Genomic DNA, 25,123 nt, shown 5'->3' with positions numbered 1-25,123 from the left:
GAAAGTCTTACCTCAGGCAGTGTCCAACTTATTAAAAAGTACTGTTCAACTTTGCGTCAAATTATATTTCTGATTCTAATTTTTTAGATTTTAGTGTCCAAGTTTTGTTGACCAGTGCACAGTGCTGACGACAATACAGTGGAGCTAACAAACGTCAATGTGGCTGCTAGTGTCAATGGCGGCTATGCGTTCAGGGCCTTGGTCGGTCTTAGCAGCACCAATAGGAACAAGGTCACCATTGAGGACAGTACCGTCACTGGCAACGTGAACGGTATTTATGGCGGTCTCATGAGGCTAACGGATTTGCCGGAAGGGGCAACGACTACGGCCAACGCTGACGGTACGACGACAGTAAGCTATACGGAAAATAATAAAGTGATAACCTACACGCTCCCGGCCGCAGCAAACACCGGTGCCAATCATAATATAGTTACCTTAACGAATGTGGAACATAGCCTAGACGGGGGCAACAGCGACCTCTCCGTCTATGGTGGAGATGCCTCGGATAGTTTCCAATCTTCGTTAAATACTTCGACTCCCCTTACAGTCGATGACAATCAAGTAATAATTTCCTCCACTCTTACCACGCCAACAGACTATCAATGGGTCTATGGTGGCAACGCGAAAGATGGCAATGCGGATAGGAACAGCGTGAGCATTACAGGTACCATTACAGATACGGGGAATAATATCTCTGTCACCGATGTCAGCGGCGGGTATGCCAAAGGCAGCGGAAATCGCTTAATTACTGCCGAAAGAAACGAAGTGTACTTGAAAAGCGTCACGCTTCCAAGCATTATTAGTAACACAATATATGTTGGTAGGGCTGAGCCAGCTAGGATCGCTGGTGGCTATGTGGAAAAGGGGCTGGCCGGTCTTAGCGGCGCCAGCAAGAATACCGTTACTATTGAGGACAGCGTGATTGTACCCGTCAACGCTTATAAATATTATAATGTATCTATGGGTGAGCGGCTTTATGGCGGGTACATGACAGTAGCAGATACGGTCCCAAGCGGGATAACAACCACGACCAACGCAGACGGTACGACGACTGTTACCTATACGATTGACGGCAATACCTACACCCTGCCGGGAGCCCTGAGTGCCGGGGCCAACGAGAATACAATCACCTTGACGAATCTGGCCAATACCGACAAATATGGCGCCAACGTCTATGTGGGGCTGGCAAAATATGATTCCTCTAACAATAAGGTTTATTCGCCTCTTACGGCCAATGGAAACCAGGTAACGATTTCTTCTGACCTTGATGAGGTAACAGCCTATGAAACTGTTTATGGCGGCAGCGTGGATGAAGGCAATGCCGCTGGCAACAACGTAAGCATTACTGGCAGCTTACTTAAAACACCGGATTCCAATGGCAGCATCTTCAATACGACAGTCGAAGTTGTCATTGGCGGGAATCATGATTATGGCGCTGAAAAGCTAGGCAATGCCGAGGGCAACACAGTATACCTGGAAAATGTACAGGCAGCAGCTGTGTACGGCGGCAAGGCCCAGGGCCTCTCTGTGAATGGCGCCAGTGGCAATACGGTCACCCTGAAGAACAGCATAATCAGTCAAGATGGATCCAATGACAGGGACAGTGGCGTCGTCTTTGGCGGCTATTTATCCATTCCCCTGTATGAAAATTATTATGCAATACCATCAATAAGCTCGGATGCCGCAGCCAAGACTACGACTGTTATCGATAGTAACCGTACCTATATCGTTGCTGATGCGGAAAATGCCGGTGCTAAGGGTAATACTGTAGACGTTTCGTACGACCTGGACACGGCGGCCATGTATAGACAGGTAGTGGGCGGCTATACCGAAGCCGGCTCGGCCAATACTAACCAGGTCACCGTGAGTGGCAAGCAGCTAGAAGCAGGCGGCACCAATCTGACCATCTGGTCGGAATCTGAGGTTTTACTTTCTGATACGTGGGAAGTGGGGCCGGATTCGGGGCTTCCTCAGGTACCGGCTATCAATGTAGCTGCAGCCGGCGGCATTGCCGCATACGGCACAGCCAATGAAAATACCCTGAGCCTGACCAATACGACCTTAAACAACAACGTCTATGGCGGCCTTGTAGGCATCACCCTGTCAGGGCTTTCGTATGATACTGATTTTCAGCCAGGCGAATTATTTCAGGCTGATGGGATAGAGGCCAATAAGAACCAGGTTTTCCTGACAAATGCCTCTTCCACGGGAGCTGTCTACGGCGGCTATGTAGTGCCCACAGAATATACAGGTATTGCAGAAGCGCAGGCGAACGAAAATACTGTACAGCTGGTTCAAACCCTGGATCAAGGAACGTCCTATGGAGAGGTCCTGGGCGGCGCAGCCTTCTACGGGGCAGCCAATAGCAACAAGGTCATTCTCCAAGGCACGGAAAAAGGTACTATCACGGCGGAAAGCGTCATTGGCGGCTACACCGGCGGCACTAGTGCAGACAGCAATAGCGTAGCCTTGGCCAATGCTAAGGTCAGCGGCAGCGTCGTAGGCGGCACAACAGTCTTGCCCACGCAGAAATCGCTTTATAATCGCGTAACTTATAATGGCGGCGAAGACGGGCCCGTGAGTTATTTTCACATTACAGAAATCGATACAGGGGCTCTTTCTCTCACAGCTGCGGCGGACCAAAGCGCTCAGGGAAATACGGTCTCCCTGGCCAAGGTAGAGGCTAATGGCCCGGTTTTGGGTGGTTTGGTCATGCAGGGCACGGCCGAAGGCAATACGGTCACCCTGGTCAATGGCTCTGCGGCCGCTGATGTCTATGGCGGTATTTCCGGCGTAGGCGCAGCCAAGGGCAATACAGTCACCATCTCCGGCAGCACGGCAAAGAACGTCTACGGCGGCGCAGCGGGCCTCCTGGGCACGGACGCAGGCAGCCTTCGCAGCACCCTGCTGGAAAGTCTGCCGACTGTGGCCTACACGTCGATTGAAAAGTATAGTCGGGAAGAGGGAGACTATGTGGATCAAGGCACGGCAACCTTAACGGATGTAGCCTACGTACCCACAGTAACAGGCTCTGTGAGCAGCACCAGCGGCAATACGGTGAACCTGCTCAGCGGCACGGTGGACGCCATCTACGGTGGCTATGCGGTGGATTCTGTGATGGATACAAACACAGCAGAACCGAAGATAAAAATCATTTATAATGTAGACGACGACGTAATGGTCGATGCAGTCACGGGAGAGGTGGTCGAAGCTTCCGATGCTATGATGGACATAATGACGGCGGAAGATTTAAGCTCAACCGAGACCACCTACAAGAGTGGCGATGCCAATGACAATACGGTGAACGTCGACGCCAGTACTGTAAATGAGGGGATTACCGGCGGTTATTCCCAGTCCGGCGCTGCCAATGGCAATACGGTGACTTTCTATAGCGGCACTGTTGCGGAAGGCATCATTGGCGGCAAGTCCGATTCCAGTACGGCCAATGGCAACACAGTGAACTTTTACAGTGGCACCAACAATACGAATATTGTTGGTGGACAAGCAGAATCAGACGCCAACAACAATACCGTGAACGTCTTCGGAGGTACTGTTGCGGAAGGCATCATCGGCGGCAAGTCCAATTCTGGCACGGCCAATAGCAATGCGGTAAACTTCACCAGCAGCACTGAAACTACAAGCATCATTGGTGGGAAGGCAAAATTGGATGCCAATGATAATACGGTGAACTTCTCTGGCGGTACTGTTACAGCAGGTATCGTCAGCGGGCAATCTGAAACTGGCACGGCCAATGGCAATACAGTGAACTTCTACAGTGGCACTAACAATACGAATATTGTAGGCGGTCAGGCAGAATCGGACGCCAATAATAATACGGTGAACTTCATCAGCGGTACTGTTGAGAACGGTATTACAGGCGGCTATTCCCAGTCCGGCACAGCCACAGGCAATACGATCAATTTCTACAGCGGTACTGTTGATGGCGGCATTACCGGCGGGTATTCCAATTCCGGCGCAGCCAATAGCAACATTCTCAACATCTACAGTGGCACTATCGCAGGGACCATCGCCGGCGGCCAGTCCGCTTCCGGCGCAGCCAACGACAACATCGTCAACATCTACGGTGGCACCCTGGCTAGCGGTGCCAGCCTCTACGGCGGCGTAGGCACGACCAGTACGGGCAACACGCTGAACCTGTATACCAAAGGAAATACCGTCACCAACCTGGGCAACTTCCAGACGCTGAACTTCTACGTACCGGCTGATGCAGGTGCTGAGGATACGATGCTCACCGTCACCGGCACCACCAGCTTAGAAGGTGCTACCATACAGGCCGGCATAGAAGACTCGGTAAAACTGGAAAAAGGCCAGCACATCCACCTCATCGTGAAAGAGCCGGCCTCCCAAACCGAAACCAGCACCATGAGTCTCATGAGCCTCATGAGCGTGAACACGACAAGTGACCTCACCACAAACGACCTCACCGTGAGCGACCTTACCACAAGCGACCTCGCGAAAATAGCCTCCCTGGGTATGATGCCCGATAAGGACACCGTCATGAACAGCGGCTTTGTTCAGAATAAAGTAGAAATCCGCCTCCTCGACGATCACACCCTCGTCCTCGATATCCCTGAAGACGACGTGCCAACCCTTAGCCTGGATACGAAGCTCTTCTCTGAAGACCGGGCAGCAGCATTGAACCTCGTCAACAATAGCAGCGACTTCGCCGCCACCAACGCCTACGACGGCGCCCTCACCGCCTGGAACTTCGACACAGACACGAAAGGCGACTTCACGCCCTACCTCGTAGTAGGTGGCCACGACCTCCGCGCCGACACAGGCTCGTACGTAGATACATACGGCCTCAACGCCAACCTGGGCTTTGTCAAACGGACCTACCAAAAAGGCTATACGGATACATTCATGCCGTTCCTCGAATACGGTAATGGCAATTACACGAGCCACCTCGACGACGGCGCCCGTGGCGACGGCAACCAACGCTACATCGGCGCCGGCCTCCTCGCCCGCAGAGACCTGGCTAGTGGTATTCACTACGAAGCTCTCATCCATGCCGGTCGCACCAATGGCGATTTTCACGGCCAAATCGGCAAGCATCTGGCCAGCTACGACACGAGTGCTGCCTACGTCAGCGCTATGCTGGGAGCAGGGAAAATCATGAAGAAAAATAACCACTCCATGGACTACTACGGCAAGGTTTTCTGGACTCACCTGGGCAGCGACAGCGTACAGATGCACTCTGACCTAGGCACGTCGCAATACGACTTTGACAGCATCAACTCGTACCGCATAAGACTCGGTTTCCGCTGGACGAAAGACGTGAGCCCGACGACTTCGTACTATGCAGGCCTGGCCTGGAACTACGAATTTGGTAGCGATGCGCAGGTCCGCTACGGCACCTTCGAAACGCCTACTGCCGGCGTCAAAGGTTCCAGTGGCTTACTGGAATTGGGCTGGCAAAGCAAGATCGACAAAGATCATGACTGGGGCGCCGACATCCACGTCACTGGCTGGGCTGGTGTACAACGCGGCTTCACCTACAGTGCCACAGTAAGCAGGGCGTTCTAAAAAGGCGCCACCTATGGGGGAGCTGGGACTGAAGGGATTCATTTCTGTGTATTCAACTTCTATCCCGGCTTTGCTTTATCACATCAACAATTATTACTACTAGTTGGCTACTAGATTGAATTGCTTCAATCTAGTAGTAGTTAGGCCGTATCGTGCACACAGGCACATTTCGCCCCACATGGGGAAGGCTCTCGGAGAAAGCCTTCGTGGCATTGCGCCTCTCTCGCCGGATGCTGCGCGGCCGGCACTCTCCCTGCAATGCGGGGAAAGCACGAGAAAGCTTTTGCGGCATCGCAGTAGCGTTGAGATTGAAAAATTCCCTCTTGCAAAACTGTATTGGTTTTGCAAGAGGAATCTTTTTTGCCTTTTAGCACTATAAATTAAATTGACATATGTTCTTGTTTTTATAACTTTAAATGATAAATAAAATCTATATGAAAAATTCTATAATAAAACGCTTTAATAATTTTATCGTATGGGTTATAATATAATTATAATTTATGTGACAAGACGATATGACTATAAAATTAACAATAAAATGTTATAGTCAATGGTTTGGACACGTATTTTTTTAGCAATCTGCTTTTGTTAGTGCGTGACAAAAGTAAAGATTGCTGCTTTATGGGTTTAAAAAAATCCGTGTCCGTCTTGTGATAGTGTGGAGAAACTGGGTACAATACCGCCTTTTGGGGGCTGTCTTGTATGAGATGGTGGCGTTTTGTGCCTTCCAGTTAGGGAAGGAGAAAATGCTATGAGAAAAAAGTACAGTACATTAACCATGCTGGTTTTGGCCAGTCTATTTAGTATGTCTATCAGTGGACCACCGGCCTTGGCGGAAACGACTGCCGGGATCACGATGGGGACCGTGGATTCGGCAGATACGGCAAAGGTAAAAGTCGTAAAGACGCTGCAGCCTGGGGACGATATTCCGGATCTGCTGTATGGCACTACCTATACCAAGCAGACCAGCTACAACGCCTTGACCATATCCGGCCTGACGGAGAATAATCCGCTGGGCACGTTTACGGCCGGCGGTTACTTGGATGCTGAGGCTACTGGCTCTGGCACTGCTGCAACGGGGGCCAACAACAATACCGTTACCATTACCAATACGGCTATGTTGAATGAGAGTGAAGCAGGAACTTATGATGAGAATGCTGGTAAAGTGACTGAAGTTGAATATAGCTCCATCTATGGCGGCTACGTAACTGGCAGCACGCAGGACACGCCTCTTTCTGCCAATGGCAATACGGTAACTATTATTAGAGATGACCGTAAGAATGATGTATTCATGGACTCCGTAGTGGGCGGTTATACGGCTGCAGGCGAGGCCAGCGGCAACACGGCCAAACTTACTGGGGTGTATATTCCGGAAGACGAAGAGGGTAACTATGGCTACAACAACATTTTCGCTGGATATAATGATGATACTTTTGTTGCAGGCGGCCAGACAAAATCCGGCAATGCCCATGACAATACAGTAACCCTGACAAATGCCGATGCAGACACGGTCTATGGCGGCCAAACCAGCTCCGGCAATGCCTATAACAACTACGTGACTATCAAGGAAGAGGTTAGCGACGAAGAGGCTAGCGATGCGGCGCCCTATGCAGATACGGTCTATGGCGGCCAAACCAGCTCCGGCAATGCCTATAACAATTACGTAACTATCCAGAAAGAAGTTAGCGGCAAAGGGACCAGCGGTGCTTTTGGAGATATAAGCACTGTCTACGGTGGCCAAACGGATTCCGGAAATGCCTATGACAATCATGTAACCCTGACAAATGCCGACGCAGGCACAGTCTACGGCGGCGCTGTCGCTTATGGGGCTATTACGGATTCAAGTGACAATAGTGAAGTTACGCTAAACGCTTCGGCAGAAACTGATTTTGAAACGGTAACGGTCAAGGTGGAGGATCTCCTGGGGGCCAGCCTGGTTAACGTAGCAGGCGGTACACCTTCCACAGGCAGCGGAAGCACAGTTACGGGACCTGTTTCTCTGCATGCCGATCACAACGAGGTTACGCTGAAATCGTCCAGCGTGAACGGCAATGTCTACGGCGGCTCTGTGACGTATAGAACAACAGAATACGAAGATACTACTAATGAAAGCTATGACACCATGACAGTAAATGTGGCAGACTTGTTGGCGGGCAATCTGGTTCAAAACAACAGCTTGTCCGAGGACTATATGACCCTGGAGGTGGGTTCTCTTACGGACGAAGGTTCCTCTGCAGAAAGCGCCGGCACCAGTACGGCCTTACCGCAGCTTGACGTAAGCGCCAATAATAATACGGTAAGTGTGGAAAATCCCACAATAAACGTGGAAAGTGCTATGGTAAGCGTGGAAAATCTCACAGCATCCCAATTAATACCCATTGATTACCCAACAATTTACGGCGGCTATGTCTCCCTTACGATAGATGATTCCGAGTCGTCCAGTACGTCCGGAATTCCAACGAGCAATCAGGTGGCAGCTTTGGCTAATACTGCCTTGGCGGCCAATACGGCTGCGACTACGCTAGATACGGCAGCTGGAGCCAACAGCAATACCGTCACCATAAAACAGACGACTGTCCTGGACGATACCTCTAATTCGTACAACCTGGGACAAGGATTCATTGTATTCGGCGGCTATGTAGAGGTGAACGGCACAGTGTCAGCGCCTCTAAGTGCCAGCCGAAATCAGGTTACCCTGACCCATACGCCGCAGACTGAGGGCGAAGAGATTGCGCCCGGCCTGTATCGTACCGTAACAGGTGGCTATACCACCTATGGTGATGCCAATGCAAACAAGGTATCCCTGGCCGGCCAGGCGCTACCAATACAGAATGGATCCAGCCCCAATTTGCTGGTCTCTGGAAATGTCATCGGCGGCATGACTGAGGAAGGCAGTGCCAACGCTAACAACGTTACCATTTCTGTGGCAGAAACAAAGGGGCTTGTGGCTGGCGGTTTCGCTGTAGGGGCTCCCTTGCTCACGGGCAATGCCTTGGCTTTGACAAAAGATGATGCAGGTATGCTGACAGACGTGACTATTAACGCGGCCGTCAGTGCAGATTACAATACGGTAAGCGTAACTTCGGCAAATACAGCTGGCGTCTATGGCGGCCTCCTGGACGAAGACACGGATGCTATTATCGATTTCGGTAATTACAATCAGAGTAATATAGCAGTGATGGATACTAGCCTCCAAACATCGTTGTTAGCAGAAGCGGCTGATGCCGACGAAGATGAGTCGACAGAGGTTGACATGACAGCCTACCTCACGCAACGCACAAACAACAATACGGTCAGCATAGGCGGAGCTTCCAGTATAAGCGGCAATATAGGCGGCGGCCTGGTGAATAGTACTGGCCTAGCAGGACTGTCCAGGTTCTCTATACTGGAGGAAGTCATACCAGACAATAGTATCCCGACCACCAGTGCGGTAGCTATAACCCAGCAGGCCAATACGAATACCGTGCAGCTGCAGCCTTCTGTGACCGTAACGGGCAATGTCTATGGCGGTGCTGCAGCCGGCACGATGCTAATGGGACCAGTCGGAGGCCCTGACGTTGAGAACAGCTACTCGCAGCAGGCAGACAGCAACCATGTAGGGGCCGAAAAGGCGGCTATCACCGGCAGCATCTATGGTGGTACGGTGGGGGCTATTTCTACAGTACAGGTCGCTGCTGAGGAAGATGAGGATGAAGAGCAAGTCAGAGTATCGTCCTATGCCCTAACTGCAGCACAGGACACAGATTTCCTGGGGACCTCCATGGTTAGTGAAGAAAATACAACTGCAGCAGAGGCAGAATGGAAAAGCACCTCTACGATGGCTGCTGAGGCCGATGACAATACGGTGCAGCTGACCGCCGGAGCTGTCGAGAATGTTTCTATCGACCTTAGTGAGCTGACAAAGTCCAGCAGTGAAACTATTACCCACGGCGGCAACGTGTACGGCGGCAAAGTAGAAACCTACCTAACCACAACAGAAATGCCCAGCCTTATATCTGTTAGTCCATTTCCGAAGGTTGAAGGAAGTACCACTGTGACAAGCAGTGCGGACCGAAACCAGGTCCTGCTGGAACAAGGGGCTGCAGCAGCTGGCAGCATTTACGGCGGCTTGGTCGACGCCGTAGCCTATAGTTCTTCTAATTCCAGCATCATTTCTAATGCAGCGTATAGCCTCAATGCGTCTATGCTGACTGCCACAGATACCTACTATGATGAAGCTTTGTCTGAGAAGGTAAACCTGAGCGCCAGCCAAAATACGGTGCAGCTGAGCCAGAGCACCGTAGGCAGCACCCTCAGTGCGGTAAATAATGTTTTTAATACGTATTTGAGCGTAGCTGGCGATGTCTACGGCGGCAGTGTACATTTCAATACGGGAAATTCCTATATAGTGACTGATAACAGCACTATAAGTATGGCAGCGGTTCAAGTGCAGACGACTCCTACTATACATATAACGGGGAGCAGTGATACGGTTCTAAACGTGGACGTGAAAGCCAACCAGGTGTCCCTGGATCAGACAACACTCCCAGGCGGCCAGGTGTACGGCGGTTTCATGGGCAACGCTATTTCTGATGTGAGGGTTCCTCTGGAAGAAGAAACTACAGAAATGAATGCGTTGACTGCAGACCAGGCGACCGGCAATACGGAGCTTTTGAACACGTCCTTGGCCAGCAGTGGGCCCTTTTCTCCGTCTGCGGTGGATTCCACCGTCGCAGAGACAAATTCCCTGACAGGAAGCGTCAGCGACAATAGCGTATGGCTGAAGAATAGTACCGTTGCCGGTAAAAGCTTTTCCAGTGAAGATCTGTCCGCCCAGGGTGTAGATGTGGACAGCAGTGTTTCCGCCATTGTCTACGGCGGCAATGTCTATGGCGGCTTTGCCAATTTTGATACGTCAGGGATTCTCGGTTCAAGCATATCGCCTACAAACAGCCCCTACGTAGTGGAAACAGCGACGAAGGATGAAACTGAGCAGGAAATTGATGAAATTGAAGAATTTGCAGCAACGGATAGCTCCTCCCTGCTGGATGTGCAGTTAGTTTCTGTAGCAGGCGCGGAGGCAGTGGACCAAGCAAACGATACGGCAAGTGAAGCAAAAGGCAGTAGCGACACTACGATTACCCTGGACGCCAGCCGCAATCACGTGACACTGCTCCAATCTGCGGCCACCAGCGTGACCGTTCCGCTGGCAGAGTCCATCACGCTTTCCGACGGCAGCAGTACCATTGATTCCATACGGCGCGGCGGCTCTGTCTATGGTGGCTATGCCAACATCAATGTTTCTCAAGGGATTTACGCGTTGGGTAGCTCAGTGCAATCTACTATAGGGTATACAGAAACCGCGACAGCCAATGACAACCAGGTATATTTGGAAGACAGCACTGCCGGGCTGGTCCTGGGCGGCTATGCCCAGAGCCAGAATGAAGTGTATTTGCCTAGCGCTGCGGCTTTGGAAGAAGTAACGCTTCCTGAAAAAATCACTGTGACTACCCGGGCCGAGGCTAACGGGAATCAGGTGGTACTGCGCGACAGCAAGGTTGAGAGCAGTGTCCTAGGCGGCTGCGCCCTGTCCGTAGTAAACCTTGCAGCAAATTCTGGCACAACCTCGTTTTCGGACCTGCTGCAGACGTCCAGCTCTGCTACGGCAAACCAAAACCAGGTCAGCCTGTCCGGAACCACTGCCGGTCACAGCATCGCTGGTGGTATGACTGCCCTAGGCTCGGCCGTGGAAAATAAAGTAACCCTCCAGCAGGGCTCAAAAGCAGGCGCTGTCATTGGCGGTTTTGTGATGTATCGGGGCCAGGCGGACAACAACAGCGTTCTCCTCTCTGACAGCGAAGCTACAACGGTCTATGGCGGCACAGCGGGCCTCAACGACAATGCCTCTGCGCTGCAGCAGTTGGGTACAGACTTGATATTTTCCGAAGGAGTAACTTTTGGTTTATCAACCTCAACTCTTGCGCAGCTTCTGCCGGAAAATGCCAATCTTACAGCCAGCCAAAATACTGTCACCATTAGCGGCGGCACGGTGGGCTCTGTCTGGGGCGGCTATGCGCAGGATGTGGAATTTTCTTTGCCTACATATACAGAAGAAGATGGGGAAGAAGAGGTTGCCGATGAAATAGAAAGTAATGTTGAAAGCCTTGCACCAAATGATGCAAACGCCAATCAGATATCCATCTCCATTAAGAGCGGCCCCGCCTCGGACAACATCGTCAACATCTACGGCGGTACCATTACCGGTACCATCACAGGCGGCCAGTCCGATTCCGGCGCAGCTGACAACAACATCGTCAACATCTACGGTGGCACCTTGGACAAGAGCGTCAGCCTCTACGGCGGCGTCAGCTCCACGGAAAGCAAAGACAACACGCTGAACCTGTATACCAAGGGCAATACCGTCACCAATCTGGGCAACTTCCAGACCATGAACTTCTACGTGCCGGCTGATGCAGTTGCCGAAGATACGATGCTCACCGTTACCGGCACGACCGACGTAGACGGTGCCGCTGTGCAGGCCGCCGTAGAAGACTCGGTAAAACTGGAAAAAGGCCAGCACATCCACCTCATCGTGAAAGAACCGGCCTCCCAAACTGAAAACACAGGCGTGATGAAACTCATGAGCGTTGACACTACGAACGACCTCACGGAAATAACCTCCCTGAGCATGATGCCTGATAAGGACATCGTCATGAACAGCGGCTTTATCCAGAATAAAGTGGAAATCCATCGTATTGACGACAACACCATCGTCCTGGAAATCCCTGAAGACGACGTGCCGACCATCAACACAGACACGAAACTCTTCTCCGAATATAGAGCCTCGGCGATGAACCTCGTCAACAACAGCAGTGACTTCGCTGCTAGTGATGCTTACGACGGTGCCCTCACAGCGTGGAACTTCGATACAGCCATCAAAGGCGACTTCACGCCGTACCTCGTCATGGGCGGCCACGACCTCCGCGCCGACACAGGCTCCTACATCGATACACAAGGCCTCAATGCCAACCTGGGCTTTGTCAAACGGGTTTATCAAAAGGGCTATACAGACACGCTCATGCCGTTCCTCGAATACGGTAATGGCAACTACACGAGCCACCTCGACGACGGCGCCCGCGGCGATGGCGACCAGCACTATGTAGGCGCCGGCCTCCTGGCCCGCAGAGATCTCCAGAGCGGCTTCCACTACGAAGCCCTCATCCATGCTGGTCAAATGAAAGGCGACTTCCACGGCCTCGTCCGCAACCACCTGGTCAGCTACGACACGAGCGCCCCGTACATCAGCGCCATGGTCGGAGCAGGGAAGATCGTCAAGAAAGACACGACCTCCATCGACTACTACGGCAAAGTATTCTGGACCCACCTGGGCAGCGACAGCGTCCAAATGCACTCTGACCTGGGAACGTCCCAGTACAACTTCGATTCCATCAACTCGTACCGCACCAGACTCGGCTTCCGCTGGACAAAAGACGTAAGTCCGACGACCTCGTACTACGCAGGCCTGGCCTGGAATTATGAATTTGGCGGCGATGCGCAGGTCCGCTACGGCACCTTCGAAACGCCTACAGCCAGCGTCAAGGGTTCGAGTGGCTTACTGGAACTGGGTTGGCAAAGCAAGATCGATAAAGACCATGACTGGGGCGCCGATGTACGCGTTACCGGCTGGGCTGGCGTACAACGGGGCGTAACGTATAGTGCGACAGTAAGCCGGGCGTTCTAAGAAAGACGCCACCTATGGGGGAGCTGGGCCAGTCGCGGAGCGACTGGGTCTGAAGGGGTTCATTTCTGTGTATTCAACCTCTATCGGTTCCTTCGGAACCACTTTCTCCGCTCTCGGAGAAAGCTATTACAATTAGAATATCAGATTGAAATCCTCTGTATATTTCCTGGTTTGGATGTATACAGGGGATTTCTTTTTGTTATAAACATACGGCTTCAATTTCACTTTATAACTAAAAATAATAAAACTATGTGATATAATGCGGATTGTTAGCCAGTTAACGATAACGCATACTAATAGAAATCATACCCTTATTGATTAATTTGCATAATGAATACACTTTCCTTTTTGCTATGTTTCCCTTATAATAGAGCAGAATAGTCTACTAATTTCTGCACGTGGAAATATGGGAATGTAACGGGTACGTGCAGGTAGTAGATCCATAGGTCTATTGGGCAATCCCTTTGTGCGCGTACAAGTAATTGTAAGAGATTGCCTTTTTGTGCGACCAAAATACAGAAGGTGAATTTTTACATTAGTGTTGGAGGAAGGTACTGGCACACATTGGGGGAGTCGTAAGACTTAGCGTGTGATATGTGCCTGGTATGTGCAAAAAGGAGAGAAAGAGAGAAATGAAAAAACAGTACAGCACCTTGACTGCCTTGGTTTTGGCCAGCCTTTTCGGTCTGGCCATCAATGTCCAGACAGTCCAAGCAGAAACAACGGCGGAGACAAAGCCCGGGATTACCATCGGGAAAATTGACCCGGCAGATTTGACAAAGGTAACATACGTTACTACGATTGAGCCTGCAGATTCGCTGTATGGCACTGACTATACGAAGCAGACCAGCTACAACGCCCTGTCCGTTACCGGCATGACTGCGGATAACCCGCTCCTGGGCGACTTTACCGCCGCTGGCTACTTGGATGCCGCGGATACTGGTTCCGGCACTGACGCGAAGGGTGACAATAACAATACCGTTACGATTACCAATACGGATATGACCGATGCAGATGCAATCGATGTTGGTTCCATATATGGCGGCTACGTGACCGGCAATACACAGGATACGCTGCTCACCGCCAATGGCAATACGGTGACCATTACGGATGACCGTTTGCAGGATGTGTACCTTGGCTCCGTAGTGGGCGGCTATACGGACGCAGGAGAGGCCAGCGGCAATACGGTCCAGCTTACTGGAGCGTATATAGATAAATACAACAACATTTACATTGAAGAAGATGATGATTTTGTTGCTGGTGGCCAGACAAAATCCGGCAATGCCCATGACAACCACGTAACCTTGACAAATGCCGACGCAAGCACTGTCTATGGCGGCCAAACCAGCTCCGGCAATGCCTATAGCAATCACGTGACTATCAAGGAAGAGGTTAGCAGCGAAGAAGAGAGCGATGCGAGTGGATATGTAGACACTCTTTATGGCGGCCAAACGGATTCCGGCAATGCTTATGATAATCATGTAACCTTGACAAATGCAGAAGCGAACACTGTCTACGGTGGTCAAACCAACTCCGGTAATGCCTATAGCAATGACGTAACTATCAATGCAGGTGCAGCACCAGGCACGGTCTACGGCGGTTTTGCCGGTTCCGGCAGTATTCCTAGCAGTAATGGCGGAGGCATGGTGGAGCTTATGACAGTCAGCCTCACAGCTTCGCTAGACGAAACTGCTACTGTAGCTGCCGCTTCTGATACCACCTTGCCGGAAAAGCTGACGCTTTCGGCCTACAAAAATACGGTTACCTTGAACCAAGGCAGCGAAATCAGTGATGCCGTCTATGGCGGTGCCGCTGCTCTCGGCCTTTCCTCTGAGGATTTTCCTGTAGAAGAAGAGTATGTCACCAATTCCAACCTGTCGTTGGCGGATAGCCTGACCGCAAACGGGACTGAGACCACTGGTGAACTTTCTTCCGACACAGCCAATCAATTGACAACCGTTTCCTTGAGTGCTGCAGAGAATGAAGTAATAGGAACCCAGGCAGCTGCGGGAGCCATTTATGGCGGGGCGGTGTATGCACCGTCTGTGTATACACCGTTTGTTCCTGCCAGCATTGCTGCAATTCAATATACGGATGGCGGGGCCAACAGCAACACGGTGACCCTGACTAATATGGAACGCGTTTCCTCTACATTTGGCGGCTATGTCGTAAATGGCGCACAAGCGGCGAACCTCACGGCTAATGCTAACCAGGTGAAAATCACAGGAGATGAAAATGGCCAGGGCAGCTGGTATGGGACCACTGTAGGCGGCTTCAACACCTTTGGCGAAGCGGCAAACAACTACGTGACCATTACGGGAACCCTGCTGTCCTACCCCGAGGAAATAGCCGCACTTCAGGTGCAGAGCACAGCTGCTGGAACCCAAAAGGTACCTAATATCGGACTGACAACAGTTTACGGCGGCGCCGTGGAAAGCGGCTCGGCCACGGAGAACCATGTGTCTATCACAAATGCTAGTGCATCCGGCGACCTCTACGGCGGTGCGGCTGGCGGCAGCGTAAGTGACCTTACCGACTCTAGACAGGTGGCTGCAGCAGCTTATACGAATACAACCTCCACCAGTGATATGACAGATTTACTGAGTTCATCTCTGGTGAGTGCGCAAGCGATTCCTTCATACGTAGACCCCGAAGGACTGACCAGCTTGCAGCTGCAGGCCGATAAAAATACTGTGCAGGCAAGCAGCACAACCGTGTCTGGATCCGTGTATGGCGGCGCAGCCGGGGATAGTTCGTCCTCGTATTTCTCAACCACTATGGCCACGCTCTCGCCGGAGATTTCTATTAAAGCAGACGGAAATACGGTCACCTTAGATACAAACACAACTATACAGGGGAGCGTCTACGGCGGCTATGCCGGAGACGGCGGCAGCCTATACATCCCTATCTATTTGTATACTGTGCAGACCGCGGCTGACGCCACAGAGACAGAAACACCGCTCACCACGCTCACGTCCAGCCAAAGCGCCAGCGGCAATAAAGTGATCCTTACCAATGCAGCTGTCACGAGCGAACTCTCTGCGAATTTCTGGCATAAGACATCGGACGGGGATGATTTGCCTCTTACGGGCAGGGTAGGCTATGTCTTATCAAAAGGCGATGTCTATGGCGGCTATGTTTCTTTGCCAACCCCGGACTCCCTTAATATGAATAGTGCCTCCACCCTCAAGGCGTCCTATACGCTGCAGGCAGATCACAATGCGGTGGGACTGACCGATTCTCCCGTTGCCGGCAATGTAGTGGGTGGTTTTATCGGCACCACGCCTTATAACTATTTTAATGAAACGGTGTATGATGAGGGGAATACCGATGCTACGAGCACCTCTGCTGCTGTGGATACGGAGTTACAGACAGATACGCTGACCATAGCCACCAGCGATTTACTGGGGACCTCGTTATACGTGGTCAGCACAGGCACCAATGCAGAGTCGCTTGCGTATACGCTCAGTGCCAACAACAATACGGTAAAACTGGTCAATAGTGACGTGAGCAGTTTCAACAAGTCTTTCTTAGAAGCGGCAAGAGAATTAAATTCATCTATTTCTGAGACGGCCACCGTTTCTCCTTATTCCACCCTGGTTTACGGCGGCAATGTCATCGGCGGCTATGTAAGTCTGGGCAGTAGCAGCCTTTCCGGTATGACAGGAGTTGCTGTTTCCAATGGATCGAGTGCAGCAGCCAGCCTGCTGGCCACAAGCCTTGTAGAAACCACTTCAGCTTCCACAGCAGACACGACGGCCGTAACCGGTACCGGCACCGCCAATACCGGCACCATAGAAACAGGGGCCAACCATAACACAGTGACCCTCATCAACTCGGCAGTAACTGGAGCAGTAGTACCCACTTCTTATGGAGATGAATTGCTTGGCGGCAATGTGTACGGCGGCTATGTAGATTTCGTGAGAAGCATCTATATGGACAGCACGAACCTTCCTACACTCAGTGCCAACGACAACCACGTCACGATTTCGTACCAAAAGGATGCGACGGCAGCCTTCGCCCAAGTCGGCGGCGGCCAGTCCTTTATGGGCGATGCCAGTGGGAATACAGTGGGCATCACGGGAAAAACTGTCACAGCTGACGGCGAAACGGCGCCCAATGTAACGATTTCCAGTGCCTTTGGCGGCTCGGCCTTCATGGGCAGCGCAGATAACAACAGCGTAGCCCTGGACCACGTAGACGTAGCCAATCCCTACCTCTCGTATCGATATATGCCGTACGGCTACAGCATGTCCTCGCCCTTTGGAGAGACTGCCGGTGTCATCGGCGGCGCAGCGTATCAGGGCAGCATGTCCCCACTGGAAACACCAGCCAACGCCACGGCCAGCGCCAGCAACAACCAGGTAGTGCTTATCGACAGCAGCGTGACAACTTATGCAGAAGAAATGGCTGACCTGCCTGTGGCTGCATCGGGGATATCTATCATCGGCGGCTACGCCTACCATGACTATGCAGCAGAACTCGCTGCCGATACAACAGCCTATACGGCCAGCACGCATGCCGATGGCAACCGGATTTCACTCGTCCGCAGCCAGGCAGACACGGTTCTGGGCGGCATAGCAATTGGTATAAGTGACGTCACCGTAGCGGAAGACGAAGCAGTCAGCCTCACGGAAGACGCGGAAACCCCGGCGTATAAACTGTCCCTGAACGTTAGTGCCAATGACAACCTGGTACAGCTCACAGACAGCACTGTTACCAATATTATCGGCGCCATGGCGACCGCCGGGTCAACGGACCAAGACACGGCTATCACCTATACCAATACGGAAACGGCAAACAATAATCGCGTCACCTTGTCCGGCTCTACAGCGACACAAGGCATCATCGGTGCCATCGCTGCCACAGGAACGGCTGCAGAAAACCAGGTCTACCTGGGCCAGGGCTCCCAGGCCGAAAGCGTCTTTGGCGGTTTTTCAGCTGCGGGAAATGCCCAAGGCAACCAGACAGTCCTGTCTGGCAGTACGTCCAAAAACGTCTTTGGCGGCTATACCCTGCTGGGCACGGCGACGGGAAACACCGTTTCTTTGGCCAATAGCCAGGTTGACGTTGTATACGGCGGGGGAACCGGCAACACTGGCCTGGACGCCATCCAATCCATCATGATGAGTATGGCCCAAGCCCCAATCTTCATGGCAGGCCCTAGTGCGATGCCCACGTCTGGCGGCATGACCGCTTCGGGCAATACCGTAAATATCAGCGGCGGCACCGTAGGCTCTGTCTGGGGCGGCTATGCACAGGACGCGACCATTACAACCTATAAAATCCCTACTACCGACCCTGGCACTATGATAACAGTATCGGATAGCCTGGAGGCCAGCCTGGTGCAGCAGGAAGGCACGGGAACACTTGTCCCGTCTACGCTGGAAACAGAAACCATTACCTATAAGAGCGGCGACGCCTCGAACAACACGGTGAACCTCTACAGCGGCACCATCACAGGTACCATCACCGGCGGCCAGTCCGATTCCGGCGCAGCTAACAACAACACGGTCAACCTCTACGGCGGCACCCTTGACAAGAATGTCAGCCTGTACGGCGGTGTCAGCTCTGTGGAAAGCAAGGGCAATACCCTGAACGTATATAGTAAAGGAAATTCCGTCACCAATTTGGGCGGTTTCCAGACCATCAACTTCTACATAGCTCCTGATGCGGTCGCCGGAGACACAATGCTCACGGTCACAGGTAACGCCGACGTCGATGGCGTCATCGTCCAGGCTGGGATTTCTGATGCGGTCAAACTAAACGTAGGCCAGCTCATCAACGTTGCCGTAAAAGACACGACGTCGACGACAGAAGATACGAGCACTACCGACACAGCCAGCACGGCTGGCACGCTCCGGAAGATGAGCCTCAAGAGCAACGTCGTCACTACGCCCACAACCACGAGCGACCTCACGAAAATAGCCTCTCTGAGCATGATTTCTGGTATGGACATTGTCATGGACGATGCCTTCATTCAGCATAAAGTAGAAATCCGCCGCCTGGACGACAACACCATTGTCCTGGAAATTCCTGAAGACGATGTGCCGACAATTAATCCGGATACGAAACTCTTTGCCGAAGACCGGGCAGCGGCCATCAATAACATCCACACGGCCTCTGACTTCGCTGCTACCAACGCCTATGACGGCGCACTTATGGCCTGGAACGATAACTCCGAAGTTAAAGAAAAATTCACGCCTTACCTCGTTGTAGGCGGCCACGACCTGCGTGCCGATACGGGCTCGTACATCGACACGTATGGCTTCAATGCCAACCTGGGCTTCGTCAACCGGACCTACCAGAAAGACTACACGGACACGTTCATGCCGTTCCTCGAATACGGCAATGGCAACTATACGAGCCACCTCGATGATGGCGCCCGCGGCGACGGTAACCAGCACTACGTAGGTGCTGGCCTCTTGGCCCGCCGGGACCTCAATAACGGTTTCCACTACGAAGCCATGGTCCATGCAGGCAAAATTACTGGTGATTTCCACGGCCTTATCCATGGTCATATGGTGAGCTACGACAGCAGTGCCACCTACGTGAGCGCTATGGCTGGAGCAGGGAAGATCGTCAAGAAAGACAAGGACTCCTTTGACTTCTACGGTAAACTCTTCTGGACCCACCTGGCTAGCGATGCCGTACAGACGCACTCTGATCAAGGCACTTCCCAGTACAACCTCGATGCGGTTAACTCGTACCGCACGCGTCTGGGATTCCGCTGGACGAAAGACCTGGATGCTACTAGTTCGGTCTATGCAGGCTTAGCCTGGAATTACGAATTCGGCGATAATGCTAAAGCCCGCTATAGCACCTTTGAAACACCAACAGCCGGTGTCAAAGGCTCTAGTGCACTCTTAGAAATTGGCTGGCAGAGCAAGATCACTAAGAACCATCCATGGGGTGCTGATATTAAACTCACAGGCTGGACAGGCGTACAACGCGGCGCGACGTATAGTGCCACTATTAGCCGGGCATTTTAAAAAGGCGCCACCTAGTGTATTTTTGTAGAATCAACCTCTATCCCCGCTTCGCGGTACTTTCTCCGGTCTCGGAGAAAGCCTTCGCGGCATCGCATCGGCGTTGGGTTACCAGTTGGCTCCATGCTTGGGTTTCTCAAGCATGGAGAAGTAAGGCCGCAATGACCGCACAGGGGCATTGCGCCTCTCTCGCCGGATGCTGCGCGTCCGGCACTCTCCCCGCAATGCGGGGAAAGCACGCTTCAATCATGAAGTCGTGACAGTGCAACTAAATCATTAGCAATACCAAATTAGCCAGGTCGTTCTCATCAAAGAGAGCGACCTGGCTTTTTTCTTATTAATTCCTTAATAATCGTTATACCTGAATGCATTCTAATATATATAAAAAAAATATATAATATAAAATAATGAGATGTTTTTTGTAGGCGTATTTGGGGGCGCATTCTGTGGAACTTAGTGGAAGGAGAAAGAGTTATGAAAAATCGAAGGAAGTTGCTAACTATACTAGTATTAGCCGGCCTTGCTAGTCTAGGACCTGTCGTCATGCCGGTTCAGGCGGAAGTGAAAGTGGATGGGCAAACGAGTACAGCAGCAATCTATGTAGGTAATGAAGAAAAAGAAGGGATTGTCACGGCCAGTAATAATACACTGACTATCACGAACAGCGCCGTCGGCGGTGCTGTGGCAGGTTCCACCATTTCCCAGTCTGACCTCAGTGCGGGTACAGCCATTACCAGCCCAGACGCTGAAACCATCGGAACGGGAATGACAGAAACCGTGACAGGCAATACCCTGACACTGAATGATACAACAGAAGGAGACAGCCCACTAATCTCCAAGTGGTTGGCAGGTGGCTTGGCTATGACCAAAACGGTAGATCAGAACAAGGTTACCGTAAACCTGCCCGACGCCCAGAAAGTTAACTATTTGGTGGGAGTACAAGGCGACATGATAGGTGGTTTTACTGTTATCGGGAATGCCACAAAGAATATTGTCACCTTGAACGGCGTTACGGAATTTGGCGGTACGTATAGTGACCATTTTGTAAGCAGCCTTTACGGCGGCTATTCCTATACGGGTACCGTCTCTGATAACGTCGTAAACATCGATGGCGGCAAGTTTGGTGGTACCGTTTACGGCGGCGCTCAGGGGCTGGTGGATGGTCAGTATGGTTTACCTCAATCCATGAGCAATTATTTTTCCGGGTATGTAGAAGATCTTACGTTTACCTCGACCGGCGATGTAATGAACAACTCCGTCACCATTAGCGGCGGGGGATATAATATATCGGCAGGTGTAGGTAACGGCGGCACCGTTTATGGCGGTCTCATTGAGGCCAATCTTCCCACTGCTGGAAATACCACAAGGTTTGGCGATGTGCATGATAACAAAGTAGAAATCTCTGGAACTGGTATGGCCAACAACGTCTATGGCGGCGCGTTTATAACGTATTTAGATACTGGTAATACTGATACGCTGCAAATGGGGTCGGTAACCAATAACCATGTGGATATTTTAAGTGGCGGCTATGGTCACGTTGTTGCCGGTGGGTATTATGCCATAGGCGGCACCACCGACGCCGACTTGGAATACAACAGCGTCACCGTTAACAATGGTACTGTGGGGAAAAACCTCTATGGTGCGTATTTGAACAAAGTAGGTGAGTACACCGGCACGGGTACTGTAGCCAACAACAGCGTACTCATGACCAACGGCACTATGGATGCAGATAATTACGCCTCAACGGTCCAGGTCTATGGCGGCTATGCGGATGGGGGCGAAGGCGACAACGTTACCGTCAGGGATAATACCACCACCATCCAGCAAAGTACTATTGGGGCTAATTACGAATATCATCAAGTAGAAATCGGTGGTGGCCATTCGGATTATTTTAACACAGAACATAATAGCCTGACCCTTTCGGATAGTAATGTGTATGCGTATTCCTCTGTATATGACAATGCGTATATTGTCTTATCCGGTGGCGATGGTTGGAATGACAATAATAATCAGCCCTCTAAGGGAAGCGTCACAAACAATACAGCGAATATAACGAACAATCTTATTCAAACGACAGGTGGAAACAATGAAGACAGTGACCTTACCATCGTCTTGGCCGGCGGTGTAAACGGAGAATATGTTGGCCCCTGGACGGGCATTAAGGACAGCACGAACAATACTCTCAATGCATCAGGGAATACCATTGGAGCTGCTAGTGAATCTGTACCCGGTTCCAAGAACTACATCGCCGGCGGCATTGCCGCAGGTCAATCACTTGTCTATGATAACAACGACGGGTGGATTCCAGGTGACCTCGTCCCCGTCAAAGCCACGGGCAATACAGCCACCCTCACGAACAATACCATCGGCACCACTAAAGCCGACAATAACTACGTAGCCGGCGGTATGGTCACCGTTGACGGCGATGCTGAGTCCAATTCCCTGACCATAACCGGCGGCGCCATCGAAGGTAATTTCTCCTATGTAGCCGGCGGTTATACGGCCAAGGGGACAGCTGGCAGCAATACGCTCCAGGTTTCAGGCGGTACCATTGGCACGGTACAAGGCAGCAAGCCCTTTGTAGCCGGTGGCTATACAGCGAGCGGGGATGCCACGGATAATACGGCAATCCTTAGCGGCGTCAGCATTGGTACCTTAAACGGTATCGATTCGTATACAGCCGGCGGCTATTCGGGAAAAGCTGGCAAGGCTGCAGGAAATTCCCTGACTGTCTTGAATAGCTCTATAGGCATAGAAAATGGTACGAAAGCCTATGTGGCCGGCGGTTATGCTGGCGCAGGGGATGCTACGGATAATACGCTCACCATTTCTGGCGGCACCATTGGCACGGGCAACAAGGCCTATGTAGCCGGCGGTTATGCTGGAAAAGGAAATGCCAACAACAATACGCTCACCGTTTTTTGCGGCACTATTGGCACTGGCAACCAGGCCTATGTGGCTGGCGGTTTGGCAGATAAGAGCGGAAATGCCAACAACAATACGTTGAACCTTTCCGGTGTCACCATTGGCACGAATAGCGCTGAGGGATATGTAGCCGGCGGCTATGCCAACAAAGGAGATGCTACGGGCAACACGGTCACTATTTCCGGCGGCACCTTTGGCTCTAGTGAAAACACTGAGACGAAAGAGACCACGGACATTACAAAATTTGTCAACTACATCGCCGGTGGCTACGCCGGTACAGGAGACGCCTCGGACAACACAGTCAACCTCCAAGGCGACGCCCTCAAGACCACGTACAGTCTCTACGGCGGCTTAGGCACTACCAGTACGGATAATACCTTGAATGTTTCCAATCTGAATAATAGCGTAAGTAATTTGGATTACTTCCAAAACTTGAATTTCTTCGTACCCAAGGGAAGCCGCGCTGGCGATACGCTCCTTACTGTAACCGATACAGCGACCATTACCAATGCTGCTGTTACAGCTAAATTACTGGCTCGGACACCCCTTAATCCGGGCGAATTCATTACCCTTTTACGTGATGAAAATGGTATTGACATGGACGGCATTACGTACAATATGGCCGCTGATTCGGCTGAAACCATTGATGCAGGCTTTGTTACTCGTCCGGCAGTTATCGAAAAACAAGGCACGACGGCCTTGGTTATTACGCCGGTTGATGCCACCATCGGTACCCTTTCGCCTGATACGAAACTCATAGCCGAAAGCCGGGCAGCTGCTGTAAGTACCTTGTTTAACGGGGCAGATTTTGCTGCGACAGATGGGTTTGCCGGTGCTGTTGCCGCTTATCAGGAAGAACACGGCTTGAAAGGTGCCTTTGCGCCTTTCGTTGCCATGGGTGGTTACAACCTGCGCGCCGACACGGGCTCCTACGTCGATACGAACGGCATCAATACAGATATAGGCTTCGTCCGCCAGAACTACGGACGCAACCATACAGATACGATCATGCCCTTCGTCGAATATGGCAACGGCAACTACACGAGCCATCTCGATGATGGCGCACGCGGTGACGGTAATCAGCGCTACGTCGGTGCTGGCCTGCTCGTCCGACGAGACCAGGCTGACGGCCTCCACTACGAAGGAATGCTTCGCGCGGGCCGCCTGAACGGTGATTTCAAGGGAAGCATTGAAGGCTATAGAGCTAACTATGACAGCAGCGCTGCCTACGTCGGTGCCATGGCCGGCTTGGGCAAAAGGATTCCGGCTGGAAAAACCTCGTCGTATGACTTTTATGGAAAATTCTTCTGGAACCATTTGGCTAGTGATAGTGTCCAACTCCACAGCGATATTGGCACGGCACAGTATGACTTCGACACTATCGACTCGTACCGTACACGTCTGGGCTTCCGCTGGACAGAAAACACAGATAAAACGACATCGTACTACGCTGGCTTGGCGTGGAACTACGAATTCGGCGGCGATGCCAAAGCCCGCTACCGCACCTTTGATACGCCCAGCCCGAGTACTAAAGGCTCCAGCGCCCTTTTAGAATTAGGCTGGCAGAGCAAGATCACGCGGGACAATCCATGGGGTGCCGATATCCGCTTTACAGGCTGGGCTGGAACACAACGCGGCGTGACCTACAGTGCGACCGTTAGCCGGGCGTTCTAAAAAAAAGGCGCCACCTATGGGGGAGCTGGGCCAGTCGCGGAGCGACTGGGTCTCAAGGGGTTTATTTCTGTGTATTCAACCTCTAGGGGCCGGTATCGCATCTACTAATTGGCTCCATGCTTGAGTTTCTCCATCAGGGAGAAGTAAGGCCGCAATGCCCGCACAGGGGCATTGCACCTCTCACCGGACGCTGCGCGGCCGGCACTCGGAAATAGACTAAAGCAATCTCTTTTTGTCATCACATTACGTGATGGACAGAAAGAGATTG

At 51.8% G+C, this 25,123-nt stretch carries 4 protein-coding genes; all 4 read left to right on the top strand.

Annotation, left to right across the window (positions count from 1 at the left end):
• Window positions 1-138 precede the first annotated feature (138 nt).
• The 4 genes from H8J70_RS05480 (at window position 139) to H8J70_RS05465 (ending at window position 24,855) form a co-directional block, all read left to right on the top strand.
• The gene (locus H8J70_RS05480; RefSeq protein WP_186502854.1) at window positions 139-5,547 is read left to right on the top strand and encodes a hypothetical protein; all 5,409 of its coding nucleotides are present in this window, start codon (window positions 139-141) and stop codon (window positions 5,545-5,547) included.
• Window positions 5,548-6,298: 751 nt separating this feature from the next.
• Window positions 6,299-13,267 (top strand): autotransporter outer membrane beta-barrel domain-containing protein, encoded by a 6,969-nt coding sequence (locus H8J70_RS05475; protein WP_186502853.1) that lies wholly within the window; start codon window positions 6,299-6,301, stop codon window positions 13,265-13,267.
• Window positions 13,268-13,899: 632 nt separating this feature from the next.
• Complete coding sequence (locus H8J70_RS05470; RefSeq protein WP_186502852.1) at window positions 13,900-20,259, top strand: autotransporter outer membrane beta-barrel domain-containing protein; 6,360 nt, start codon at window positions 13,900-13,902, stop codon at window positions 20,257-20,259.
• A gap of 471 nt (window positions 20,260-20,730) precedes the next feature.
• A complete protein-coding gene (locus H8J70_RS05465; RefSeq protein ID WP_186502851.1) occupies window positions 20,731-24,855 on the top strand; it encodes an autotransporter outer membrane beta-barrel domain-containing protein in 4,125 nt (1,374 codons plus the stop codon).
• Window positions 24,856-25,123 lie beyond the last annotated feature (268 nt).

The sequence above is a fragment of the Megasphaera hominis genome (genome assembly GCF_014269395.1).
GTDB classification, from domain to species: domain Bacteria; phylum Bacillota; class Negativicutes; order Veillonellales; family Megasphaeraceae; genus Megasphaera; species Megasphaera hominis.
The sequence above is the reverse complement of the archived record's forward strand: the minus strand, read 5'-3'. Positions and strand labels throughout refer to the sequence as shown.